We start from the raw sequence: 22,057 nt of genomic DNA, 5'->3' as shown, positions 1-22,057 counted from the left end.
TTCAGCTGCGCGGGGAGTCGGCGTTAACCCGCCGTTTACGATGTCTGGATGCTTGTCGAACATCCGCGCGCCGTTTCGGGGGGTGCCACCCTCGGTTCTCGTCTGCGTGAACCACGCACACTCGCCGTTGTCGCCGTCGTCGCGGTGCTCGCGCTGCTGGTCGGACTGCAGATCGTCGCCTCGGTCAACGGGTTCGACGGTCCGCTGGCCAGCCTGGCCCGTGACTTCGTCGGGACGCCCAAGTCGATGTCGGTGCCGTGGGCCGGGCTCGTGCTCGCACTTGTCGGGATCTCCACGCGCCGCCGGGTGATGGCGCTGGCCGCCGCGATCGGGATCGATGCGGTGTGGGTCGCGCTGCGACTCATCGACGGCAAGCCGTTCACCGTCGGCAACGGGCCGACGATCGTGCTGGCCGCGCTGGCGGTCGTCGCGGCGGTGCGCTGGCGGGGTCGTGAGCGCGGTGACGCGTTGAAGGCCGTGGCGCTCGGTGCGCTGCTGGTGCTGGCCACCAAGGTCGGCGATGTGTGGTTGCACCTGACTTCGGCGTTGCGGCCGACCGTGCTCGACGAGTACGCGCTGCTCGCCGATCACGCGCTCGGTGATCCGTCGTGGGTTGTCGGGCGGGTGCTGGATGTGCTCGGGCCCGAGGTGTACGCGGTGCTGCACTGGGTCTACATCGAACTGCCGGTGGCCGCGATCGCGGTGGCGGTGTGGCAGCTACGCAAGGTGGTCACGACCGGACAGTGGCCGAGTCACTATCTGGTGCGTACCTTCCTGGTGCTCGGTCTGGTCGGACCGCTGTTCTATGTGCTGTTCCCGATAGTCGGGCCGATGTTCGCGTTCGGGGCCGACGGGCACGGTTTCCAGGTGGGTAACTTCTGGCCCACCGCGCTGCCCCCGCTCGACTCGAATCCGGCCGCGCTGCCGTTCGACGAATTCACCCCGCGCAACTGCATGCCCTCGATGCACACCGCGTGGGCACTGTCGCTGTTCATCCATACCCGCCGCGATGTCGACGGATCGCGCGCGCCGATCTGGATGCGCTGGGGCGGGGCGTTCTGGCTGGCCGCCACGGTGACCGCGACGCTGGGGTTCGGCTATCACTACGGCGTCGACCTGGTGGCGGGCGCGGTGCTGTGCCTGACCGTCGAATCGGCGTTGCGCGCGCCCGAGCGGGGCTGGGGCGCGTTCCGTGTCCGGCTGGTCGGCTTCGGCACGGCGGTGTTCGCGGCGCTGCTGCTGTCCTACCGCTATCTGGCGGTGCCGATGGCGGAGTATCCGGTGGCCGCGGGCGCGATCGTCATCGGGCTGTTGGCCGCGGTGGCCATCGCCTTCCACAACACCTGGTTCGCCACCGCCCCCGAACCTGCCATCGAACGCATCGCCACGCCCGCCGTTTAGAACAACCCGTCGCGGTGACGCTGTTCTCGGTAGGCGGTGCGGCCGATGAGATGGGCGACGACCGGGGCCGTGATGATCGTGAACAAGCCCGTGAGGACGAGCATCCAGACATTGATGTCGTCGCGGATGTCGATGCCTGTGCCGACGAGCACCAGTAGGAGGCCGACCACCTGTGGTTTGGTGGCCGCGTGCATGCGGGTGAGGGTGTCGGGGAAGCGGACGATGCCGATCGACGCCGTGAACGCGAGTGCGCAGCCGGTCAGGATCAGGACCGCCGATACCCACTCCCAGCCGCTCATCGATCGTCCCTGACCCGGAATCGGGTGACCGCGGCCGAGCCGAGGAAACCGACGAGCGCGAGCGCCACGATCGCCGGGATCACCGTGGTGTCGTCGCTGTAGGCGGCCCAGACCGCGAGCCCGGAGGCGGCGATGGCCATCAGCGAATCGATGCCGACCACCCGGTCGAGGGTGCTCGGGCCCGCGAGTACGCGGTAGCTGGTGATCACCGCGGCGGCGGTGAGCAGGATGGCGGCGACAATCGCGACGACGGTCATGGTTACACCTCCGGTGGGGGGTCGACGCGGCGGCGTTCGCTCGGTCGTTCGAAGGCCTTGATCATCAGATGTTCCAGACGTCGGGTGGTGCGGTAGAACTTCGCGACCGCTTCGTCGCTGCCCACATCGAGCACATGGACGTAGACCACGCAGCGGTGACGATCGAGTTCGAGGACCATGGTGCCGGGGATCAGGTTGAGCAGGTCGGTGCACATCACCAGCACCAGATCGGACTGGATGCCCAGATGCACGCGCAGCACGCCCGAAACCGGCGGCCCGCTGGGCCGCAGCGCGAACCAGGCCACCTGCAGGCTCGATTCGAGCGAGTAATAGACGCTGACAGCGATCAATTCGAGGAACGAGAGCGGATGGAAGCGCCCGGCGACCGGGACCGACGGCAGTGGCAGCGCGACGACCACGACCAGCGCGACCACGACACCAGCGAGCGCGTTGGCGAGACTCCAATCCCCCCAGAGCGCGACCCAGACGGCGGTGAGCCAGAGCAGTACGCCGAGGCGAAGGGCATTGTCGCGGTGGATGAATCGGCTCATCGTTGCTCCGGTCCGAGCACCGAGTCGATGTAGACCGACGGGTTGTCCAGGTCGACGGCCGCACGTTCGGCGATGCCGAGGATCGGCCCGGCGAACACGGTGAGCGCGAGCCCGGCGCTGACGAGCCCCACGGTGGCCAGCACCATCAGTACCGGCATCCGGCCGGGATCGGTGCGGTCCTCGTAGTGCACATCGGTCGAATCCTCCACCAGGGTAGGCAGATTCGCCGCGGTGAGATGGCCTTCCGGCGCCTCTTCGCGTGGTCGCCAGAACGCTTTGCTCCAAACCCGCGCCACCGCGTAGAGCGTGAGCAGGCTGGTGACCACCGAACCCCCGACCAGCACCCAGGCCAGGACGCTGCCGTCGGCGGCGCCGGCTTCCAGGAGCGCGACCTTGCCGATGAATCCCGAGAACGGCGGGATACCACCCAGATTCAGGGCGGGGAGCAGGAACAGCACGCCGAGGAGCGGACTCGCTGCCGCCAGGCCGCCGATCCGTCGCAGCGACACCGACCCGGCTTGGCGTTCGATCAGTCCGACCGCGAGGAACAGCGCGGTCTGCACCAGAATGTGGTGGGCCACGTAGAACACCGCGCCGGTGAGCCCGGCGGTGGTGGCGAGGCCGATGCCGAAAACCATGTAGCCGATGTGGCTGATCAGCGTGAACGAGAGCAGTCGCCGGATATCGGTCTGCGCGATGGCGCCCAGGACGCCGATGAGCATCGTCGCCAGCCCGCACACCAGCAGGATGTCGTCGAACGCGCCGTCGGGGAACCAGAGGGTGTGGGTGCGGATGATCGCGTATACACCGACTTTGGTGAGCAGACCCGCGAACACCGCGGTGACCGGCGCCGGCGCGGTGGGATAGGAGTCGGGCAGCCAGCTCGACAGCGGGAACACCGCCGCCTTGATCCCGAACGCGACCAGCAGCACCGCGTAGCAGGCGGTGCGCACGCCACTGGGTGTCGCTTCCAGGCGCAGGGCCAGTTGCGCGAGATTCAGGGTGCCCGTCGCCGCGTAGGTGAGGCCGATGCCGATCAGGAAGATCAGCGACGACACCATCGACACCATCACATAGGCGATGCCGGTGCGGATCCGTTCCTCGGTGGCGCCGACGGTGAGCAGCACGAACGAGGCGACGAGCAGGATCTCGAAGCCGACGAACAGGTTGAACAGGTCACCGGCCAGGAACGCGGTCGACACGCCCGCGGTCAGAATCAGATAGGTGGGACGGTAGATCGAGGTCGGCTGGTGTTGGTCACCGTCGGAGATATTCTGTCCCGCACCGTAAATGGACACCACGAGGAGCACGAAGGCCGAGACCAGCAGCATGGCGGCGCTGAGCCGGTCGACGACGAGGGTGATGCCGATCGGGGTCGGCCAGCCGCCCACCTGCACGGCGGTGGTGCCGTCGCGGTCGGCGAGGTACAGCAGCAGCCCGCTGATCACCAGCACCACCGACAGCGCCGTCAGCGTGATCATCGCCTGCAGGCGCGGGCGTCGGCCGAACACCAGGGTGGCCGCGGCGGCGAGCAGCGGAACCAGCACGGGCAGTGCGGCGATGGAGGGCAGCAGATCCGGGGACAGGGTCACTGTTCGGGATCCTCCCGTTCGCGCCGGGCGGCGACCTGGGCGTCCTCGGGGTCGTTGGTCACGTCTTCGGTGGTGGTCAGCATGTAGGCGCGATAGGCCAGCGCGAGCACGAAAGCCGCCAGGCCCATGGTGATCACGATCGCGGTGAGCACCATCGCCTGTGCGAGCGGATCGGCCATGCCGTCGGGGGAGGTGTCGGGGCTGCCGAGGATCGGTGGTTCCCCGTCCGGGCCGCCCATCGTGAGGATCAGCAGGTTCACCGCGTTGCCGAGCAGGATCATCCCGAGCAGCATCTTCGACACCACCCGCTCGAGCAGCAGGTAGACGCCGCACGCGGTGAGCACGCCGATCGTGATGAGAAGAACGAGGTTCGCGGTCATCCGAGCTCCTTGTCCAGGCGGGCGCCGAGGCTGCGCAGCACGTCCAGCACCAGCCCGACGACCACCAGGTAGACGCCGAGGTCGAAGAACAGGGCGGTGACCAGTTTGATGTGGCCGAGCAGCGGCAGCGTCACCTCGATGATCGCCGAGGACAGTGGGGGTGCGCCGAGCAGCAGCGATGCGGTGGCGGTGCCCGCGGCGAGGGCGAGGCCCGTGCCGAGCAGGTGTCCGGCGTCGACCGGAAGCGCTTCGCCCAGTTCGTATCGGCCGCCCGCGAGGTAGCGCAGGGTCAGGGCCAACCCGGCGACCAGGCCACCGGCGAAGCCGCCGCCGGGCGCGTTGTGGCCGGAGAAGAAGAAGTACACCGACAGCACCATGATGGTGGGGAAGACCAGACGAGTGGTGATCTGCAGGACCATCGAACGGTCGCGCCGGTCGAGCAGGCGCGCCGCGGGCAACCAGCTCACCGCGTCGGGGTCGTAGTTCGGTGAGTCGACGGCGCGCGGCGCGCTGCCGAATCGGCGGCTACGGAAGACCAGCGACGCCACGCCGGTCGCGGCGACGACGAGCACCGAGATCTCGCCGAGGGTGTCCCAGGCCCGGATGTCGACCAGCAGGACGTTGACCGCGTTCTTGCCGCCGCCCATCCGGTAGGCCGCGTCGGGGATGGCTTGCCAGATCGGGTTACCGTGCCTGGCGGCGATGGCGAACGCGGCGAGCACGGGGACGGTGATGCCGACGCCGATGGCCAGCAGCGCCCGGCGGAATTTGAACGCCGTGCCCTGGCTTTCGGCGATCTCCGCGGGGAACGCCCGCAGCACGAGCACGAAGACGACCAAAGTCAGTGTCTCGACCAGGAATTGGGTCAACGCGAGATCAGGGGCACCATGTAGCGCGAAGATCACGCCGCAGCCGTATCCGGTCACTCCGACCACGAGCACGCTGGCCAACCTGTTGCGCAAAACGGTGGCGGCCAACGCCATCGCGATCATGATCGCGCCGATCGCCGCCTGCAGCGGTGAATCCCACAGTCGCAGTTGCACTCCCGTGCGCGTACCGACGGCGAGCATGACCGTCGGCAGCACGATGAGCGTGCCGAGGATGGTGGCCTGACTGGCAGGCAGCGAACCGGATTGCACAGTTCCGGTGATGCGCAACGAAAGCCGGTCCATCGCGCGCAGGGCCGCGTCGTAGTTGCGATCGGCATTGCCGAGGCGCGGGTGTGCCGGTTCACCGATCCGGCCGCGGATCAGGAACAGGGCGACGCCGGCCGCGACGATGACCACCGTCAGCGCGAGCGGTCCGGTGAAGCTGTGCCAGAGGGCGAGATGGGTGTCGAGGACGCCGGGCAGCGACGCGGCGTAGGGGCTCAGCCATCGATCGACGGCCTGGGTATCGAGGCCGCCCGCCAGCCCGGCCACCGCGAGCACCGCGGGCGGACCGAGCAGCAGCGGTCCGGGCGCGTGCCAGGTGACCTCGCGCTCGGGATTGGCAGTGATTCCGAAGGCGCCCCAGACGAATCGGATGCTGTACGCCACGGTGAACGCCGAACCGACCGTGACCCCCGCCAGCAGGGCGAATCGCACCGATGGGCTCAGCACATCGGCCGACCACAGCGCGCCGAGCGCCGATTCCTTGCCGACGAATCCGAGCAGCGGTGGCAGTCCGGCCATGCTGAGTGCGGCGAGCACCGCGATCGCGCACAGCACCGGCGCACGCTGCCCCAGCCCGGAGAGTCGGCGCAGATCTCTGGTGCCCGCGCCGTGGTCGATGATGCCGACCACCATGAACAGGCACGCCTTGAACAGCGCGTGCGCCACCAGCAGCGTGAGCCCCGCCAGCGCCGCGTCGGGGGTGCCGATACCGACCATCGTGATCATCAGACCCAGCTGGCTGACGGTGCCGAACGCGAGCACCAGCTTCAGATCGTGCACCTGGATCGCCCGCCACCCGGCGAGCAGCATCGTGATGACGCCGAGCGGCAGGAGCATCAGATGCCACGGCGGTGTCTGCGCGAGCGCGGGCGCCAGCCGGGCCACCAGGTAGATACCGGCTTTCACCATCGCGGCGGCGTGCAGGTACGCGCTCACCGGCGTCGGGGCCGCCATCGCACCGGGCAACCAGAAGTGCAGCGGCACGATCGCCGATTTGCTGATCGCCCCGAGCAGTACCAGGCCGATCGCCACCGACACCGCGCTCCCCGACGGAACAGCGCCGGCCGCGAGCACATCCGAGAGCAGGAAACTGTCGTAGCGGAGCCCGAGAATCACGATCCCGACCAGCATCGCCAGCCCGCCCGCACCCGTCACCAGCAGCGCCTGGATCGCGGCCCTTCGGCTGACCGAACGCTCGGCGTAGTGGCCGACGAGCAGGAACGACAGCACCGTCGTGATTTCCCAGAACACGTACAGCAGCAACATGTTGTCGCTGGTGACCAGCCCGAACATGGCGCCCGCGAATCCGGTCAGCTCGGCCGCGAACACCCCGAGCCGGGCTTCGTCACGCTCGAAGTAGCGACCGCAGTAGGCCAGGATCAACGCGCCGATGCCGAGCACCAGCGTGCACATCACCGCGGCGAGGGAATCGAAACGCAGATCGATGTTCATCGAGATCTGCGGCGCCCACTGCACCTGCGTGCGCACGGTGTCTCCCCAGTGCGCGATCACCCAGCCGAGGCTGCCCAGCGGGACCAGCGCCAGCAGATAGAAAGCGTTGCGGCCCAGCACTCGTACACACAGCGGTGCCAGCAGGGCGGCCAGTGCGTGAACGAGCAGAACGGCTAGCAACTCCCCCTCCGTCGGGTAGGTAGCGGTCGAGTAGCGCGCCCCGATCCTACGGGCGTCGACGGTGGGTACGGCGGCACCGAGGATGTCGCGTCGGCCATGTCGCGGCGGGCACTGCTATGGCTTGACCGTCGGCGCCGGTGTGCCGGACCGGATCCGGTACAGCAGCGCCAAGGCGGCCGCGGCGCCGATCGTGATGGCCAGCGCGGTGCGGCCCGCCGCGGCTTCCGCCATCGGGTCCGGGCCGCTCTGCCAATTCCGGAGGCGGGTGGGAATCGACCACAGGATCGACGGCAGGTACAGCGCCCCGAGTCCGAGGACGGCGCTCGGCCCGTAGCTGATCCGGATCGAGCCGAAGGCGTATCCGACGACACCGGCCAGTGCCACCGCGCCGACCGTCCAGGCGAACGACCACGGCAGGCGTTCGGCGAACGTGGTGAACGCGGCGAGCGCGGCGGCGCCGAGCAGGACGGCCCACGGCGTCGCCCAGCGCCTGCCCGTCAGGATGCCCGCCGTCCCCGCGACGAGGATGAGCGCGAGGGTCCAGCCGATCCGCTCGGCGTCGAAGAGCGAGTCGCCGGCGGCGGCAAGACTGACCGAGAGCAGCACAGCCGTACCGTCGCGGCCGGGCAGCAGCAGGGCCGCGACGAACGCGGCGCCGATCGTGATCGCGACCGCCAGTGCGATGTACCAGGCGGTTGCACGCTGCCCGTCGAACGCGTGCTGGAGCCGTTCGGTGGCGAGCAGCACCGACAGCGCCAGAACCGTCACGGACACGATCGGACCGATCGGCACATCGGCGGTGAGTGGCGGCACTATGGGCGACCTGATGCTGCGCCGGTGCCGGAGGGTGTTCACCGCGAGCAAGACGACGGCGACGATGATCAGTCCTGACGGACTGTGTACACCCCGGTCCGTCGTCGACAACATGTTCGAGGTGACCAGCGCGATCACCTCGCCGTACACGAATACCGTCACCGAGCCGAGCGCGAAACCGAGCGCGGCCCAGCGCAGCTGTAGCGAACACAGGCACAGGGCGCCGAAGATCACGCCGCCGACGAGCGCGTTCACATAGTTCTGGGTGGTGAGTATCTCGGCCGAGGTCATGGTATGGCCGACGAAGTAATTGATCCCCAACGCCGCGGCGCAGCAGGTGGCGATGAGCCAGACGAGCCCCGGCCGGTTGGCCGGGCGGATCAGCACGGCCACGACGACGGCGACGATCAGCCCGAGCGCCGCCGCCCTCGGCACGCTGTTGGCCATGCTGGCGACCTGATACGGCGTGTCGATCGCAGTGCTGGTGCGGGAGGTGAACGGCACGAACAGCGCCATGCCCGCGACCGCGGCGCCCGCGAACGCCGTGACCGCATCTACACCATCCCCGACTTTGGGCACAGCTTGACGATACCCGCCGAAAACCCCATCTAGCTGGGACGTCGCCGTCGGCGCGGTGTGGGCTCGGTCAGGTCCTGCTCTCGGCATAGCGGCGCAGCGACTCGACCTGAGCGGGATCGAGCGAGGGCCGCACGGTGCTGCGGGCGCGGGCGACATCCTCGGCGGTGACGTCGGCCGCGGCCATATCGCGGCGAAGGGCCGACAGCGCCGCTTCGCGCAGCAGCGCGGCGCAGTCGGCAGCGGAGTAGCCGTCGAGGTCTTCCGCCAGACCGGCCAGGTCGACATTCTCGGCGAGCGGAACCGAGCGGCCCGCCGTGCGCAGGATCTCGAGTCGGGCCGGGCCGTCCGGCGGTGGGACGAAGACGAGGCGGTCTAGTCGGCCCGGCCGCAGCAGTGCGGGGTCGATCAACTCGGGGCGGTTGGTCGCGCCGACCACCACCACATCGCGCAGGGGTTCGACGCCGTCGAGTTCGGTGAGCAGGGCGGCGACCACCCGATCCGACACCCCGGAGTCGCTGCTCTGGCCGCGGCGCGGCGCGAGTGCGTCGACCTCGTCGAGAAAGATCAGCGACGGCGCCGAGTCGCGGGCCCGTTGGAACAGTTCGCGCACCGCCCGTTCCGAGGAGCCCACCCACTTGTCCATCAGCTCAGCGCCTTTCACCGAGTGCACGCTGAGCTGACCGGTACCTGCCAGTGCCCGCACGAGAAAGGTCTTGCCGCAGCCGGGTGGCCCGTAGAGCAGGACGCCGCGCGGCGGTTCGACGCCGAGGCGGGCGAACGAGTCGGGGTGGCGCAGTGGCCACAGCACCGTTTCGGTGAGTGCCTGCTTGGTTTCGACCATGTCGCCGACGTCGTCGAGGTCGAGCGATCCGATCGCCAATTCCTCTGTCCCCGAACGAGACAGCGGGCGGATCACCTCGAGCGCGCCGATCAGGTCGTCCTGGATCAGTGCTGGTTCGGTGTGTTCGCGGCTGGCCCGGCCCGCCGCGCGGACCGCCGCTTCCCGGCACAGGGCGGTCAGATCGGCCACCACGAAACCCGGTGTGCGCGCGGAGATCGCCTCGAGATCGAGTTCTCCCGCGGGTACCTTGCGTAGCAGCTGTTCGAGCAGTGCCCGCCGAATCGCCGCGGTCGGCAGCGGAAGTGCCAGTTCGCGGTCACACAGGTCCGGTGCCCGTAGCCGCGAATCCACCTGTGTCGGATGGGCGGTGGTGGCCAGCAGAGCGACACACGGTGCGCGCACCGCGGCCCGCAGCTGGTCGAGAATGAGAGTGGCGACGGGGTCGGCCTCGGCGGGCAGCAGTGCGTCGATATCGGTGATCAGCAGCACGCCGCCCTGTCCGGTGGCGACATCGGCCACCGCCTCGGCGACCTCACGCAGCCGGGTGCCGCTCTCGGTCGCGCCGACGCTCGGGCCGTCGAGTTCGACGATGCGACGCGGTGCGGCAACAGCTTTGGCGAAGGTGGCCTTGCCGCCGCCGGCCGGACCGGTGATGAGCACGCCGAGGTGCGCCGGTGCGCCGAGGGTCTTGAGCAACTCGGGCTCGTCGAGCGCCAAGCTCAGCCATTCGGCCAGCTTGGCCGCCTGGCTCTGCACCCCTGCGAGGTCCTCGATCTGGACCGGCGTGCTCCCCGAACTCACCTTCGCGGCGGCAGGCTCTCGCTGATCCGACTCCGGAACCCATTGCTGCCCAAGCGCGCCGGATGTGTTTCCCGAACCCTGCCGAGGGTCGCCGTCGCGTTCCAGGGTGTGCTGGATCGCGGCCGCGCCCGCACCCCAGCCGACGGCCGAATTCGTTTGCACGCTCACCGGTCCCGGCATCGGCTCGATCGCGGTGACGGTGAGCAGTTCGGTGGTCCAGGCGATGCCGAAGGCACGCGAGAGCGCCTGCGTGGCCGCCGAGGAACTGATGTCGGGTCCGAGATCGCGCGGCAGCAGCGACACCGTGTCACCCACGGTCACCACCTTGCCGAGCAGTGCCTGGCGCAGCGTGGCCGCCGCGATGCTGGCCATCGCGTGCGCCGAGCCGCTCAACGAGATCTGTCTGGCGCCGAAGACCGTCACCGGGGCCACCGTCACCGCCGCGTTCTCCCGCAACCCCACGTTCGACAGCGTCACGTCATCGAGCAGGGCCACTCCCGGCGGACTGTCCGCGGGCGCCTTCGCCACCACCGCGGCGGTCCTGCGCGCACCGATCAGGGCGATGCCGTCCCATTCGCGCAGACCGAGCGCGGTGAGCGTCTCGGGGTGCAAGCGCACCACCCCGCGGCGGGCATCGGCTGCGGAGGGGTTGAGCCGGGCGGTGAGCGAAAGTTCAGCCACCGCCCCATTCTGCCGCGTTGCGGCGCGATCAGGAATCGATAGGCCGACCGCAAGGTCAGACGGCCATTCTGGCTGGCATGACGAACTATCGCCGCAAGTCGGTACGCTGCACCGGACGCGCCGGAGGTGCCGGCGCCGCGATCTACCGGGGAAAGCAGCAGATGAACCGAATCTCCCTCGCCGTTCTGGCCGCCGGGGCACTGACCCTGACACTGGTCGGGTGTGGTTCCGGCGACGACTCCGCCGACGCGAGCGGGCTGCGCAAGGGCACGCCGAGCTCCAGCGCGCCCGCCACCACCACAGCGCCCTCCTCGAGCGCGGCGCCGACCTCGGCCGCCGCGAGCGCCGACATCACCTGCACGCAGTTCAAGTCGCTCGACGCGGACGGCGAGAAGAAGGCGATCGACAAGCTCCTCGCGGAGAATCCCGGTGGGCCGTTCGAGGGCAGCCCCAACGTGGCCCTCAGCACCGTGAAGCTGGTCTGCCTCGTTCCGTCCAATGCCGACAAGCCGGTCGCCGACGCCGCCGGGATGAAGCCTTAGACGCTCGGTTCTCGGCTCAGCTCATGAGTGATTGCCAGTTCGCGGGTACCCGCGAGGCGGGGCCGGGCACGGACTGATCAGTCGGATGGCTGGTCGGCGAGGCGAGTTCGGGACCGTCGCTGTACATCTCTCCGCTGGAGAAGTTGTAGAACCAGTCCTCGCCCGGTTCGTAGCTCTGCATGAACGGGTGCGCGGTGGCCTCGAAATGCTTCGTCGCGTGCTTACTGGGGGAGCTGTCGCAACAGCCGACGTGCCCGCATTCGGCGCAGCGACGCAGGTGCACCCACCAGCCGCCGCTCTCGTCGCACTCGACGCAACCGGCGCCGCTGGGCGGCACGCTCGGGTTGATCCCCGCTTCAGACATCCTGACCTCCTGTAATAGGTGTGCTGACATCCTCCGCTGCCGGTCGCAACGGCAGGCGGACGATGAACCGCGTGTTGCCGGGTTCCGACTCGACCCGGATGTCGCCGTTGTGCTTGTTGGCCACGATCCGGAACGAGATGTCGAGGCCGAGGCCGGTGCCGTCGCCGACCGGTTTGGTGGTGAAGAACGGCTCGAAGATTCGACCACGCGCCTCGGGGGGAATGCCCGGTCCGGTGTCGCCGATCTCGACGGCGGCGCAGTCGTTCTCCTTGAAGGTGCGGATCGTCAGGGTGCCCTCGCCGCCCATCGCGTAGACCGCGTTGTCGATCAGGTTGGTCCACACCTGATTGAGTTCGGCGGCGAAGCAGGGGATCGGCGGCAGGCTACGGTCGTAGTCCTTCACCACACGGACGCCGTCACCGAGTTTGCGGTTGAGCATCACCAGGGTGGAATCGAGCAGTTCGTGCAGGTCGACGACCTGATACGGCGCGCGATCCATCTGCGAATACTGTTTGGCCGCACCGACGAGGGTGGAGATGCGGGTGGTCGAGTCGAAGATCTCGTTCATCAGCAACTCGGTCTCGATGGTGTAGTTCAGCCAGCGCACGGCGCCCTCGAACACCGGCGCCTGGCAGGCTTCCAGCGTCGCGTGCACACCCTCCAGCCAGTCGGTGTCCAGGCCCGCCTGCACGAAGGTCGGTGCCAGATTCCAGCCGTCGGCGATGCCGCGCTCCTCGAACCAGTCCGCCAGCGCGTCCTCGCGATCGGCGGCTTCCAACGGGCTGAGGTCTGGGGCCTTGGCGACCTGGTCGGCGGCCTGCTCCTGCATCTCGACGAGCTTGACCAGCGCGTCGGCCGGGAACTTGCCCTCGGCCATCATCTTGAGCTTGTGCCGCATCCCGGCCACGCGTTCGCGCAGGCCGGAGGTGGCGCGCACCGCGGCGGCGGCGGGATTGTTGAGCTCGTGGGTGAGCCCGGCCGACAGCGAACCGAGGGCGAGCAGCCGTTCCCGCTCGGCGATCCGCTGGCTCGACTTCTGTCCGCCGAAGAACGCGCCCTCGAGCAGGTGCACGGCCATCGGGAACCACTCGTGCATGATCCTGGCGAAATCGGCCGCGTCGATGACCAGGAACCGGGAGCGGCGCAGCACGTACATCGAGCCGTTGTAATCCTGGTTCGCCCGATCGCCCAGATAAGCCATCCAGGCGCCCGCGTACACCCCGCGATGGTCGGTGCGGTTGATCTCGATCTCCACGCCACCGGACAGCTTGGTCAGCCGCACCTCGCCGTCGATCAGTACGTAGAAGCAGGTGGCCGGTTCACCCTCGCGGAACACCGGGCCCGGGTCGACGTACTCGATGCGCCCGATGTCGCACAGCTCGGCGAGCTGGGTCTCGTCGAGTTTCTCGAACAGGAACAGTGTGCGCAGTTCTTCCGGATCGCAGATCATCGAGTCCTCACTCACGCCAGATACCGGTGGACGAGCATGACCGCCATCGCGCCCTCACCGACCGCCGAGGCGACCCGCTTGGCGGATTCGGCGTGCACATCGCCCGCGACGAACACGCCGGGGACGCTGGTCTCGAGGTGCTGCGGCGGGCGTGGCAGTTCCCAGCCGGGTGGTCGCGCGCCGTCGACCATCAGGTCGGGTCCGGCCAGCACATATCCGGCCGCGTCCCGGGTGACGACGCCGTCGAGCCAGGCGGTCTGCGGAGCGGCGCCGATGAACAGGAACAGGCGTTGCGCGTCGACCTTGTCTTCGGTGCCGGTGCTGTTGTCGCGCAAAATGATCCGTTCCAGATGCGTGTCGCCGTCGGCGCCGACCACCTCGGTCTCGGTGTGCACCACGATGTTCTCGATGTGTTCGATCTGCTGGACGAGATAGTGCGACATCGACCGCTCCAGCGAGTCGCCCCGAACAACCAGGTGCACGCGACGGGCATTGCGGGACAGGAACACCGCGGCCTGCCCGGCCGAATTGGCACCGCCGACGATGTAGACCTCCTGCTCGGCGCACTCGGCCGCCTCGGTCATCGCCGATCCGTAATACACACCGCGCCCGGTGAATTCGTCTACGCCCGCCGCCGGATGACGTCGATAGTCCACGCCCGTCGCGATCAGAACCGTGTGCGCGCACAGCTTTCCGCCATCGGCGAACCGCACCGTGCGCGCCGAACCGTTGACCTCGAGCGCGACCACGTCGCGCGTGGTGATGATCTCCGCGCCGAACTTCGCCGCCTGCCGCCGGGCCCGATCCGCCAGCTGCGACCCCGACACCCCGTCGGGAAATCCGAGGTAGTTCTCGATCCGCGAGCTCTGCCCCGCCTGTCCGCCGGTGGCCGTGCGCTCCACCAGTACGGTGCGCAACCCCTCCGAGGCGCCGTACACCGCCGCGCCCAGCCCGGCCGGCCCGCCGCCCACCACGATCAGATCGTAGAAATCCCCACTGGGTTCGACGGTGAGCCCGACGTTTTCGGCGAGCTCGCTGTCGGTCGGCTGGATCAGCGCGATGCCCGCGGCGGTGATCACCACCGGACAGGTCAGCGGATCGGCGCCCGCGGCCTCCAGCAGCCGGGTGCCCTCCGGTTCGTCGACCGGGTACCACCGATACGGCAACTGATTGCGCGCCAAGAACTCTCGCACCTGCGAGGACCGCGGCGACCATCGATCGCCGACGACCTTGGTCTCGTACACGGGCCGTTGCTCGGCACTGCGCCAGACATCGAGCAAGCCGTCGATCACCGGGTACAGCTTCTCCTCCGGCGGATCCCACGGCTTGAGCAGATAGTGGTCGAGATCGATGACATTGATCGCGTCGATCGCGGCATCGGTGTCGGCGTAGGCGGTGAGGAGCACCCGGCGCGCGTACGGGTGCAGGTCCATCGCCTGCTCGAGGAATTCGATCCCGTCCATGCCGGGCATCCGGTAGTCGGCGATCAACACCGCAACGGGCTGCCCGCGCAGTTTCATCTCCCGCAGCGCCTCCAGCGCCTGCTGCCCTGATTCGGCCCGCAGAATCCGGTAGTCGGCGCCGTAGCGGCGGCGCAGATCGCGCACGACCGCCCGGGAAACGCCGGGGTCGTCGTCAACGCTCAGAATGGCCGGTTTGGTTACCGAGGGAGTGCTCACGTTTCGAGTATCCCCCTGTCTCGGACCGGGCATCCGACGTGTGTCTTTCCGAGGGGCCCGCCCTGATCTGGACTGAGTGGAGGGTGCGACGAAGGAGTGCCCGGAGGGAGGGAAGATCAGGGGCCCGAAGGGCCCCGCTCGAGCGCGCCAGCGCTCCAAAATTACAGCTGGTGGTGCAGGACCAGGTCGAGTTCGCTCGGGGTGAGCAGACGTTCGAGGCGTTCCTCGCGTTTGAGACGGGTGCCCCGCGGCACGAGCGCGCTGGGGAGCGCGAAAGCGTCGTCCGGTCCGATGCTCGGCAGGAGCGGGACCTCGTTGATGTGCCTGCGTGGCAGGAATGAGCGCAGTTTCACGGCCGATCACCTCGGGTTGACGACGGGAACGCTGGAGGCTGAGCTTCGTCGATCAGCAAACGTCGGTAGCGAAAAGTTTGCCAGCATGTCCGAGGTGGTGCAAGTGGGACAAGGTGGACACGGCGAGCCAACCGGTAGGTGGCCTGCGTCGCCGCAGGCCACCCGGTTGTGTGAGATTTGCTGATCAGCTATTTCCAGGCGGGCAGCGTGACAACCTGTGCCGCATAGGACAGCCCGGCGCCGAAGGCGATCAGCAGCGCGGTGTCGCCCGGCTTCGATTCGCCCTTGCGCAGCAGCGCCTCCATCGCGAGGGGGACCGATGCCGCCGAGGTGTTGCCGGCGTCCTCGATGTCGTTGGCGAGCGCGCAGTGCTCCGGGAGCTCGAGCACCCTGGCCATGATCTCGATGATCCGGCCGTTGGCCTGGTGCGGGATCATCGCGTCGAGATCGCCGGCGGTCAGACCCGCACGGTCGATCGCGTCGCGGCAGACCTTCTCCAGCGAATGCGCGGCCCAGCGGAACACCGCGGTGCCCTCCATCGTGAGGTAGGGGCGCACCGCGTCGGTGCCCTTCTCCTCGATCTCGTCGAAGAACTCCACCCAGTCCTTGGTCTGGCGGATGGCGTGGTGCTGGGTGCCGTCCGAACCCCACACGGTCGGGCCGATGCCCGGTTCTGCGGACGGGCCGACGACGACCGCGCCCGCGCCGTCGGCGAACAGGAAGGCCGTCGCGCGGTCGGTGAAGTCGATGGTGACGCTGAGTTTCTCGACGCCGATCACCAGTACGTGATTCGAGGTGCCCGCCCGGACCAGGTCCGATGCCATGCCCAGCGCGTGACAGAACCCGGCGCAGCCCGCCGAGATGTCGAAGGCGGCCGAGCCGGTCATGCCCAGCTCGGTGGCGATGCGTGGGCCGATTGCCGGGGTGAGCACCAGATGGGTCGACGTCGCCACGATGACGCAGTCGATCTGGTCGGCCTGCACCCCGGCGGCGGCGATCGCGTCGCGCGCGGCGGCGACGCTCATGGATTGGATGGTTTCCTCGTCGGAGGCGAAGCGCCTGGTGTTGATGCCGGACCGGGTGCGGATCCACTCGTCGCTCGAGTCGATCGGCCCCGCTAGCTCGTCGTTGGTGACCACTCGAGCCGGGCGGTAGACGCCCAATCCGAGGATCGCGGTGTGCTCTGCACCCGTCGTCTGGGCGATTCGAGCCATTGTGAGTCTCCTATGTACCTGTCAACCTGCGGCAGCACCGCTGGGTGTACCCGAAGCATCGAAATCTGTCCCTCATCGCCCGTGGCCCGTGCGTGGACGCCATGTGAACGCTCAGACATGAGGCATCCTCATATTACGCCTCGGATCGTAATCTGAGTGTCGATTGTCACAAGGGAGGCGGGGGTATCTTGGTGACAAGGCGTTTGCTCGCCGGCCCATCGAGGGATCGAGGACATCATGCTCGGACTCGGCATCATCAGTTGGATCATCATCGGCGGTCTGGCCGGTTGGATCGCGAGCAAGTTCATGAAGACCGACGCACAGCAGGGCATCCTGCTCAACATCGTCGTCGGGGTCATCGGCGGTCTGCTCGGCGGGTTCGTACTGAGCCTGTTCGGCGTCGATGTAGAAGGCGCGGGCTGGATTTTCAGCTTCATCACCTGTCTGGCGGGCGCCTGCGTGCTGTTGTACCTGGTGAAGCTGTTCACCGGGCGTAAATCGGTCCACTGACCACAGGTGCTTGCCCCGGGCTTCCCGTAAGGTGTGATCGCTTGTAGTCATCACACGAAAGAGGGAGCCCGTGGCACGCCGCCCCACCCCGCCCGGCACGCCCGATACCACCGGAGTCGGACATGTCGTCGACCTGGTGCGGGCCGCTGTACCCCCGCTTCACCCCGCCGGATTGCCGTTCGTCGCGGTGCCGTTGGCGGTGGCGGTCGTCGGCGGACGTAATAAATGGGTGCGTCGGGCCGGTGTGACCGCTGCCGCCGCCTGCGCCGCCTTCTTCCGGCATCCCCATCGCGTGCCGCCGAACCGGCCGGGCATCGTGGTCGCGCCCGCCGACGGTGAAGTGGCCCTGGTCGACACCGCGGTGCCGCCCGTCGAGCTCGGACTCGGCGACAAGCCGTTGCCGCGCGTGAGCATCTTCCTGTCGGTGCTCGATGTGCACGTGCAGCGTGTTCCGGTGTCCGGAACCGTGCGCGAGGTGCTGCATCAGCCGGGCAAATTCCTCTCGGCCGATCTGCCGGAGGCCTCCGACGCCAACGAACGCAACAGCATGGTCATCGATACCGCCGACGGCAAGCAGGTCGTCGTGGTGCAGATCGCCGGTCTGCTGGCTCGTCGCATCGTCTGCGATGCCCGCGTCGGCGACCTGCTCACCATCGGTGACACCTACGGCCTGATCCGGTTCGGGTCCCGCGTCGACACGTACTTCCCGGTCGGCACCGAACTGCTCGTTGCCCCCGGGCAGCGCACGATCGGGGCCGAAACCGTCCTGGCTGTCCTGGGATGATCGAACAGGCCCGTAAGCGTCCCCGCTCAGTGCGGCTGCTCCCGAGCGTCGTCACCATCCTCGCCCTGTGTGCGGGCCTGTCGGCAGTGAAGTTCGGCCTCGACGGTGAGCTCGGTATCTCGTTGGCGATGGTCGGTGCGGCCGCCGTGCTGGATACCCTCGACGGCCGCCTCGCGCGCATGCTCGACGCCACCTCCAAGATGGGCGCCGAACTCGATTCGCTGTCGGACGCCATCTCCTTCGGCGTCGCGCCCGCACTGGTCATCTACGTGACCCTGCTCGACAGCTACAGCGCGGGCTGGATCGTCGCGCTGTTGTTCGCGGTGAGCCTGGTTCTGCGTCTGGCGCGCTTCAACACGCTGCTCGACGACGATTCCCGCCCGACGTGGGCGCGTGAGTACTTCGTCGGCGTGCCCGCGCCGGCCGGTGCGTTGATCGCGCTGGTGCCGATCGCGTTGAAGGTGCAGTTCGGCGACGGCTGGTGGGACAGTTTCGCCTTCGTCGCCGCGTGGACGGTCTTCGCCGCCCTGCTGTGCGTGAGCACCATCCCGACCCTGGCGATGAAGTCGGTGTCGGTGGCCCCGCAGGCGGCAGCGGGCCTGCTCGTGCTGACCGCTCTGGCCGCAGCGCTGCTTGTCACCTTCCCGATCGTGCTGCTGCTGATCTTGGTGGCGCTGTACCTGGCGCACATCCCGTTCGCCTGGCGGTCGGCCCGCTGGGTGGCCGCACGGCCGGAGACCTGGCAGCACAAGCCGGCTGAGCGGCGGGCGCAACGGCGTGCGCAGCGCCGGATGCCCGCGATCCGCCGTCCGGCGATCCGTGGATCCGCGCGCCTGCGGCTGCGTCGGCCGCGCAACGACGACTAGAACGCAGTCCGGCAAAGGGGCACAGGTGGAATCCGACGGCGTCGCCGAGTTCATGGAGCATCGGCAGCGGTTGTTCTCGCTGGCATATCGGATGTTCGGCGCGGCGACCGAAGCCGAGGACGTGGTGCAGGAGGTCTACCTGCGGTGGGCGCTGGCCGACCGGGGCGAGATCGCCAATGCTGAAGCATGGTTGACCACCGTCACCGTGAATCTGTGTCGCACCCAGCTCGTTTCGGCCCGTGCCCGCCGCGAGACCTATGTCGGTCAGTGGCTGCCGGAGCCGGTGCCGACCGGCGCCGGCGCGCTCGGTCCGTTGGGGACCGTCGAGGAACGCGAGTCGGTCTCGCTGGCCGTGCTCACCGCGATGGAACGGCTCAGCCCGATCGAGCGCGCCGTGTTCGTGCTGCGCGAGGCGTTCGGTTATCCGCATGCCGAGATCGCGCAGATGCTCGATCTCACCGAGGCCAATACCCAGCAGATATTCCATCGAGCCGGTCAGCGCGTGCGCACCGGCAAACAGCGCTACGTGGTGTCGGCCGAGCACGCCCGCACGATGATCGAGAAGTTCCTGCAGGCGGCGACGACCGGCGATGTGGGCGGTCTGCGCGCGCTGCTCGCCGACGATGTGGTGTCGGTCGCCGATGGTGGCGGCCGGGTGGTCGCGGCCAAGATCCCGGTGGTCGGCGGGGATGTGGTCGCGCGCTACCTGTCCAACCTGCGGCGCTTCCTCGGTCCCACGGCACGGTTCGAATTCACCGAGATCAACGGCGACGTGGGTCTGATCCTGTTCCAGGACGAGGTCCCGGCGGGTGTGCTGGTCTTCGACTTCGACGAAGCGGGTTCGATCGCGGCCGTTCGCACGGTCGTGAACCCGATCAAATTGACCGCCGTAACCGTGTGATGCAGGTCACTTCGAGAACCTGTCAGGAACTCGGCGGCTGATCAGTCTGGTGTGTGTAGGCATTTCGAGAGAAGGAGCCACACCATGACCGGTCAGCATCGGATCGTCGTCCTCGGCGCCGGGTACGCGGGACTCACCGCGGCCCGCGCCCTCGCGAAGAAGACTCGCGACACCCAGATCACCGTCGTGGACGCCCGCGCCGAATTCGTGCAGCGGGTGCGTCTGCACCAGGCCGCCGCGGGCCAACCGGTGAAGCGCCTCGACCTGCGGAAGTCGCTGGGACGCAAGGGCATCGAGTTCCTTCAGGCACGGGTCACCGACCTGGACCCGGAGCGCAAGATCGTCGCCGTCGACGGTGAGTGGACGCTGCACTACGACACCCTCGTCTACGCGCTCGGCAGCCAGGCCGACCGCAACGCCGTGCCCGGCGCCGCCGAGCACGCGAAGTTCGTCGCCACCGCCGAAGACGTGACGGAGCTGTCGGGTCAGATCGTCATCGTCGGATCGGGCCCGACCGGCATCGAACTGGCCACCGAACTCGCTGAATCGCACCCGGATTCGCGGATCAGCCTGCTCGGTTCCGAAGACCCCGGCGCCTGGCTCTCGCCGCGCGCACACCAGGCGATCCGTGCCGCGCTCACCCGTCTCGGCGTCGAAATCCGTTCCGGCGTCAAGGTTGTCGAGGTGCTGCCCGATGCTGTTCGGCTCGCCGACGACACCCTGGTGTCCGCCGCCACCACCGTCTGGACCACCGGTTTCACCGTCCCCGACCTGGCTCGTCGCGCGGGGTTGGAGGTCGCCGCCGACGGTCGTATCCGCACCGACGACACGTTGCGCTCGGTGTCGCACCCCGACATCTACGCCGTCGGCGATTCCGCGCTGATGGCCGGGGTGGACGGTCGTCCGCTGCGGATGGCTTGTGCGACAGCGATTCCCGCCGGGCAGTACGTGGTCGGGGCGATCACGGCGCGGGCGCGCGGTCGCGAACCGCAGCCGATGGAGGGGCGCTACGTCGCGCAGTGCATCAGCCTCGGCCGTCACGACGCGGTGCTGCAGCTCGTGAAGGCCGATGACACCCCGACGGACAGGGTGTTCACCGGTCGGATCGGTGTGGTGATGAAGGAGCTGATCGTGCGGGGGACCGCTTTCACCGTGGGGTTGCGGTAAGTCCGGTCGCGTGGCGCTCGGCCCGACCTCTGACGAGGCGGGCCGAGGTCCATGCCCAGGGCGCGATGGCGATCAGGCCGAGCACGCCCAGCCACGGCAGCCGCCACCACCAGCGCACACCGTGCTCGACCGTTATCGGGGCCGCCGTCAGTAGCCGTGCTGTGGAGGACCACACCACGAAGGCGTCGCCGATCGGCAACAGCCCGAACGCATAGCGCTTGGACCACGGCAGATCGATCGGCAACCCGATCAGCTCGCCCTCTGATCCGATCGCGGCAGCCAACGCCCGGTCACCGTTCACCCTGGCCGCTCCGACGGCGACGACGGTGGCGGACAGGCTGATCCCGGCGACCAGCGGGCCGGAGTCGACATCGCCGCTCCCGTCGACCCCCTTCGGGTACTCGCGAACGGCGGGACCGAAACCTCCTGGGTGAGCGAGGAACTGGTTGCGATACCGCGTGTACTGGTTCCTCGCGAACGCTGGATCGATCTCGGGCAGGAACCGGAGGATCACTGTCTGCGAGGTCGCCCGCGCACCGGTCGTCATCGATCCGTCGGTCGGTGAAACCTGATGCGGTAGGAGGCCGGTCGCGGGGTCGAGTCGAGTCTTCGCCTGCTCGAGCCAGCGGTCGATCACCGGGGTGTATTGCGCGCCGAACAGTGTGTCGTGCAGGCGAAGTGACGCCATCGCGACTGTCGAGTCGACGGGCCATGCCTGGCCCTGATAGGCCTGGAGGAACGGCGTGTCGGCCGCCGAGAACGCCTGTGCGATCTCGGCGCTTCGGGTGGAAAACTGCTGAACCGCAGCGGTATCGGAGCTATCCAGCGACAAGATCGCCCCGCGCAACCAGTTGGTCCAGCCCGCCCAGAACACCCCGTACGTGGGCTGCAACCGAGGGTTGAAGACCGCTCGACCCTCGTCGGACTCCAATCGTGCCAGTGCCCACCGCGATTCACGCAGCGCGTCATCGCGCAGCCCTGAATCGGCGTGCGCGGCCTGCACCCAGGCCAGACCGTAGAGCACGTTCGAAAAGACGTACCCCTCCGGAAACAGTTCTTGCGCAGCCGTATCCGATCCTTCGTCGAGCGCGCCACGCACGAAGGCCAACTGCCGCGCCGTCGACCCCGGCTGTTCGTCCAAACCCGGCTGTGGCCACAGCAGCTGTCCAGCGCCGACCAGGCACGCCACCGTCACGACTATCCCCGCCATACGCGGCGCCCAGCGCCGGATTCTCCCCATGACGCC

At 68.4% G+C, this 22,057-nt stretch carries 21 protein-coding genes; 7 read left to right on the top strand and 14 right to left on the bottom strand.

Translation table 11 applies throughout. The features are described 5' to 3' along the window. Positions 1 to 48 precede the first annotated feature (48 nt). Positions 49 to 1,401, top strand: coding sequence for a phosphatase PAP2 family protein (locus tag ASD42_RS13535; protein WP_082843587.1), 1,353 nt, complete (start codon positions 49 to 51; stop codon positions 1,399 to 1,401). Here ASD42_RS13535 and mnhG read toward each other — a convergent pair. From mnhG to ASD42_RS13495, 8 genes are all read right to left on the bottom strand, one after another. Beyond that, complete coding sequence (mnhG, locus tag ASD42_RS13530; RefSeq protein WP_056814841.1) at positions 1,398 to 1,700, bottom strand: monovalent cation/H(+) antiporter subunit G; 303 nt, start codon at positions 1,698 to 1,700, stop codon at positions 1,398 to 1,400. The genes ASD42_RS13535 and mnhG overlap by 4 nt on opposite strands. Continuing rightward, a complete protein-coding gene (locus tag ASD42_RS13525) occupies positions 1,697 to 1,957 on the bottom strand; it encodes a monovalent cation/H+ antiporter complex subunit F (protein WP_056814838.1) in 261 nt (86 codons plus the stop codon). Before ASD42_RS13525 ends, mnhG begins: the two co-directional genes overlap by 4 nt. Before the next feature lie 2 nt (positions 1,958 to 1,959). Further along, positions 1,960 to 2,508: a Na+/H+ antiporter subunit E gene (locus ASD42_RS13520; protein ID WP_439956207.1), complete on the bottom strand. Its 549-nt coding sequence runs from the start codon at positions 2,506 to 2,508 to the stop codon at positions 1,960 to 1,962. Continuing rightward, positions 2,505 to 4,100 carry a Na+/H+ antiporter subunit D gene (locus ASD42_RS13515; protein WP_056814837.1) on the bottom strand — a complete coding sequence of 532 codons (1,596 nt, stop codon included), beginning with the start codon at positions 4,098 to 4,100 and terminating at the stop codon, positions 2,505 to 2,507. The genes ASD42_RS13520 and ASD42_RS13515 overlap by 4 nt, the downstream gene beginning before the upstream one ends. After that, positions 4,097 to 4,480, bottom strand: a complete 384-nt coding sequence (locus tag ASD42_RS13510; protein WP_056814834.1) for a Na(+)/H(+) antiporter subunit C — start codon at positions 4,478 to 4,480, stop codon at positions 4,097 to 4,099. The genes ASD42_RS13515 and ASD42_RS13510 overlap by 4 nt, the downstream gene beginning before the upstream one ends. Further along, positions 4,477 to 7,266 carry a Na+/H+ antiporter subunit A gene (locus tag ASD42_RS13505; RefSeq protein ID WP_056814831.1) on the bottom strand — a complete coding sequence of 930 codons (2,790 nt, stop codon included), beginning with the start codon at positions 7,264 to 7,266 and terminating at the stop codon, positions 4,477 to 4,479. The genes ASD42_RS13510 and ASD42_RS13505 overlap by 4 nt, the downstream gene beginning before the upstream one ends. 114 nt (positions 7,267 to 7,380) lie before the next feature. After that, positions 7,381 to 8,658: a hypothetical protein gene (locus ASD42_RS13500; protein ID WP_056814827.1), complete on the bottom strand. Its 1,278-nt coding sequence runs from the start codon at positions 8,656 to 8,658 to the stop codon at positions 7,381 to 7,383. A 67-nt stretch (positions 8,659 to 8,725) separates the two neighbouring features. Further along, positions 8,726 to 10,981, bottom strand: a complete 2,256-nt coding sequence (locus ASD42_RS13495) for an AAA family ATPase (protein WP_056814824.1) — start codon at positions 10,979 to 10,981, stop codon at positions 8,726 to 8,728. A 77-nt stretch (positions 10,982 to 11,058) separates the two neighbouring features. Here ASD42_RS13495 and ASD42_RS13490 point away from each other — a divergent pair, with 77 nt between their 5' ends. After that, positions 11,059 to 11,523, top strand: coding sequence for a hypothetical protein (locus ASD42_RS13490; protein ID WP_235569401.1), 465 nt, complete (start codon positions 11,059 to 11,061; stop codon positions 11,521 to 11,523). Between the two features lie 16 nt (positions 11,524 to 11,539). On the opposite strand, the gene ASD42_RS13485 is transcribed toward ASD42_RS13490, so the two are convergent. From ASD42_RS13485 to ASD42_RS13465, 5 genes are all read right to left on the bottom strand, one after another. Next, positions 11,540 to 11,887, bottom strand: coding sequence for a UBP-type zinc finger domain-containing protein (locus tag ASD42_RS13485; RefSeq protein ID WP_056814821.1), 348 nt, complete (start codon positions 11,885 to 11,887; stop codon positions 11,540 to 11,542). Next, positions 11,880 to 13,337 carry an ATP-binding protein gene (locus ASD42_RS13480; RefSeq protein ID WP_056816264.1) on the bottom strand — a complete coding sequence of 486 codons (1,458 nt, stop codon included), beginning with the start codon at positions 13,335 to 13,337 and terminating at the stop codon, positions 11,880 to 11,882. The genes ASD42_RS13485 and ASD42_RS13480 overlap by 8 nt, the downstream gene beginning before the upstream one ends. A gap of 11 nt (positions 13,338 to 13,348) precedes the next feature. Next, positions 13,349 to 15,016 carry an FAD-dependent oxidoreductase gene (locus ASD42_RS13475; RefSeq protein ID WP_056814818.1) on the bottom strand — a complete coding sequence of 556 codons (1,668 nt, stop codon included), beginning with the start codon at positions 15,014 to 15,016 and terminating at the stop codon, positions 13,349 to 13,351. A gap of 161 nt (positions 15,017 to 15,177) precedes the next feature. Continuing rightward, complete coding sequence (locus tag ASD42_RS13470) at positions 15,178 to 15,369, bottom strand: hypothetical protein (RefSeq protein ID WP_056814814.1); 192 nt, start codon at positions 15,367 to 15,369, stop codon at positions 15,178 to 15,180. Positions 15,370 to 15,557: 188 nt separating this feature from the next. Then, positions 15,558 to 16,583 carry a beta-ketoacyl-ACP synthase III gene (locus ASD42_RS13465; protein WP_056814812.1) on the bottom strand — a complete coding sequence of 342 codons (1,026 nt, stop codon included), beginning with the start codon at positions 16,581 to 16,583 and terminating at the stop codon, positions 15,558 to 15,560. Between the two features lie 237 nt (positions 16,584 to 16,820). Here ASD42_RS13465 and ASD42_RS13460 point away from each other — a divergent pair, with 237 nt between their 5' ends. The 5 genes from ASD42_RS13460 to ASD42_RS13440 all read left to right on the top strand — a co-directional run bounded on the left by ASD42_RS13460 (position 16,821) and on the right by ASD42_RS13440 (position 20,811). Next, the gene (locus tag ASD42_RS13460; protein WP_056814809.1) at positions 16,821 to 17,093 is read left to right on the top strand and encodes a GlsB/YeaQ/YmgE family stress response membrane protein; all 273 of its coding nucleotides are present in this window, start codon (positions 16,821 to 16,823) and stop codon (positions 17,091 to 17,093) included. Positions 17,094 to 17,163: 70 nt separating this feature from the next. Continuing rightward, complete coding sequence (locus ASD42_RS13455) at positions 17,164 to 17,877, top strand: phosphatidylserine decarboxylase (protein WP_056814806.1); 714 nt, start codon at positions 17,164 to 17,166, stop codon at positions 17,875 to 17,877. Continuing rightward, positions 17,874 to 18,743, top strand: a complete 870-nt coding sequence (locus ASD42_RS13450) for a CDP-alcohol phosphatidyltransferase family protein (RefSeq protein ID WP_056814803.1) — start codon at positions 17,874 to 17,876, stop codon at positions 18,741 to 18,743. Before ASD42_RS13455 ends, ASD42_RS13450 begins: the two co-directional genes overlap by 4 nt. A gap of 25 nt (positions 18,744 to 18,768) precedes the next feature. Continuing rightward, positions 18,769 to 19,644, top strand: coding sequence for an RNA polymerase sigma-70 factor (locus ASD42_RS13445; protein WP_056814789.1), 876 nt, complete (start codon positions 18,769 to 18,771; stop codon positions 19,642 to 19,644). Positions 19,645 to 19,728: 84 nt separating this feature from the next. Further along, positions 19,729 to 20,811, top strand: coding sequence for an NAD(P)/FAD-dependent oxidoreductase (locus ASD42_RS13440; protein ID WP_056814787.1), 1,083 nt, complete (start codon positions 19,729 to 19,731; stop codon positions 20,809 to 20,811). Here ASD42_RS13440 and ASD42_RS13435 read toward each other — a convergent pair. Next, complete coding sequence (locus tag ASD42_RS13435; RefSeq protein ID WP_063893591.1) at positions 20,792 to 22,051, bottom strand: hypothetical protein; 1,260 nt, start codon at positions 22,049 to 22,051, stop codon at positions 20,792 to 20,794. The genes ASD42_RS13440 and ASD42_RS13435 overlap by 20 nt on opposite strands. Between the last annotated feature and the right edge of the window lie 6 nt (positions 22,052 to 22,057).

This window comes from Nocardia sp. Root136, from assembly GCF_001427185.1.
In the GTDB taxonomy this organism is placed as follows: domain Bacteria; phylum Actinomycetota; class Actinomycetes; order Mycobacteriales; family Mycobacteriaceae; genus Nocardia; species Nocardia salmonicida.
The sequence above is the reverse complement of the archived record's forward strand: the minus strand, read 5'-3'. Positions and strand labels throughout refer to the sequence as shown.

Bases quoted from the DNA above. Each gene is read 5' to 3' on its own strand.
- ASD42_RS13490 (WP_235569401.1), top strand. From the start codon at position 11,059: ATGACGAACTATCGCCGCAAGTCGGTACGCTGCACCGGACGCGCCGGA.
- ASD42_RS13525 (WP_056814838.1), bottom strand. From the start codon at position 1,957: ATGACCGTCGTCGCGATTGTCGCCGCCATCCTGCTCACCGCCGCCGCG.
- ASD42_RS13435 (WP_063893591.1), bottom strand. From the start codon at position 22,051: ATGGGGAGAATCCGGCGCTGGGCGCCGCGTATGGCGGGGATAGTCGTG.
- ASD42_RS13535 (WP_082843587.1), top strand. From the start codon at position 49: ATGCTTGTCGAACATCCGCGCGCCGTTTCGGGGGGTGCCACCCTCGGT.
- ASD42_RS13440 (WP_056814787.1), top strand. From the start codon at position 19,729: ATGACCGGTCAGCATCGGATCGTCGTCCTCGGCGCCGGGTACGCGGGA.
- mnhG (WP_056814841.1), bottom strand. From the start codon at position 1,700: ATGAGCGGCTGGGAGTGGGTATCGGCGGTCCTGATCCTGACCGGCTGC.
- ASD42_RS13510 (WP_056814834.1), bottom strand. From the start codon at position 4,480: ATGACCGCGAACCTCGTTCTTCTCATCACGATCGGCGTGCTCACCGCG.
- ASD42_RS13485 (WP_056814821.1), bottom strand. From the start codon at position 11,887: ATGTCTGAAGCGGGGATCAACCCGAGCGTGCCGCCCAGCGGCGCCGGT.
- ASD42_RS13520 (WP_439956207.1), bottom strand. From the start codon at position 2,508: ATGAGCCGATTCATCCACCGCGACAATGCCCTTCGCCTCGGCGTACTG.
- ASD42_RS13465 (WP_056814812.1), bottom strand. From the start codon at position 16,583: ATGGCTCGAATCGCCCAGACGACGGGTGCAGAGCACACCGCGATCCTC.
- ASD42_RS13450 (WP_056814803.1), top strand. From the start codon at position 17,874: ATGATCGAACAGGCCCGTAAGCGTCCCCGCTCAGTGCGGCTGCTCCCG.
- ASD42_RS13460 (WP_056814809.1), top strand. From the start codon at position 16,821: ATGCTCGGACTCGGCATCATCAGTTGGATCATCATCGGCGGTCTGGCC.
- ASD42_RS13480 (WP_056816264.1), bottom strand. From the start codon at position 13,337: ATGATCTGCGATCCGGAAGAACTGCGCACACTGTTCCTGTTCGAGAAA.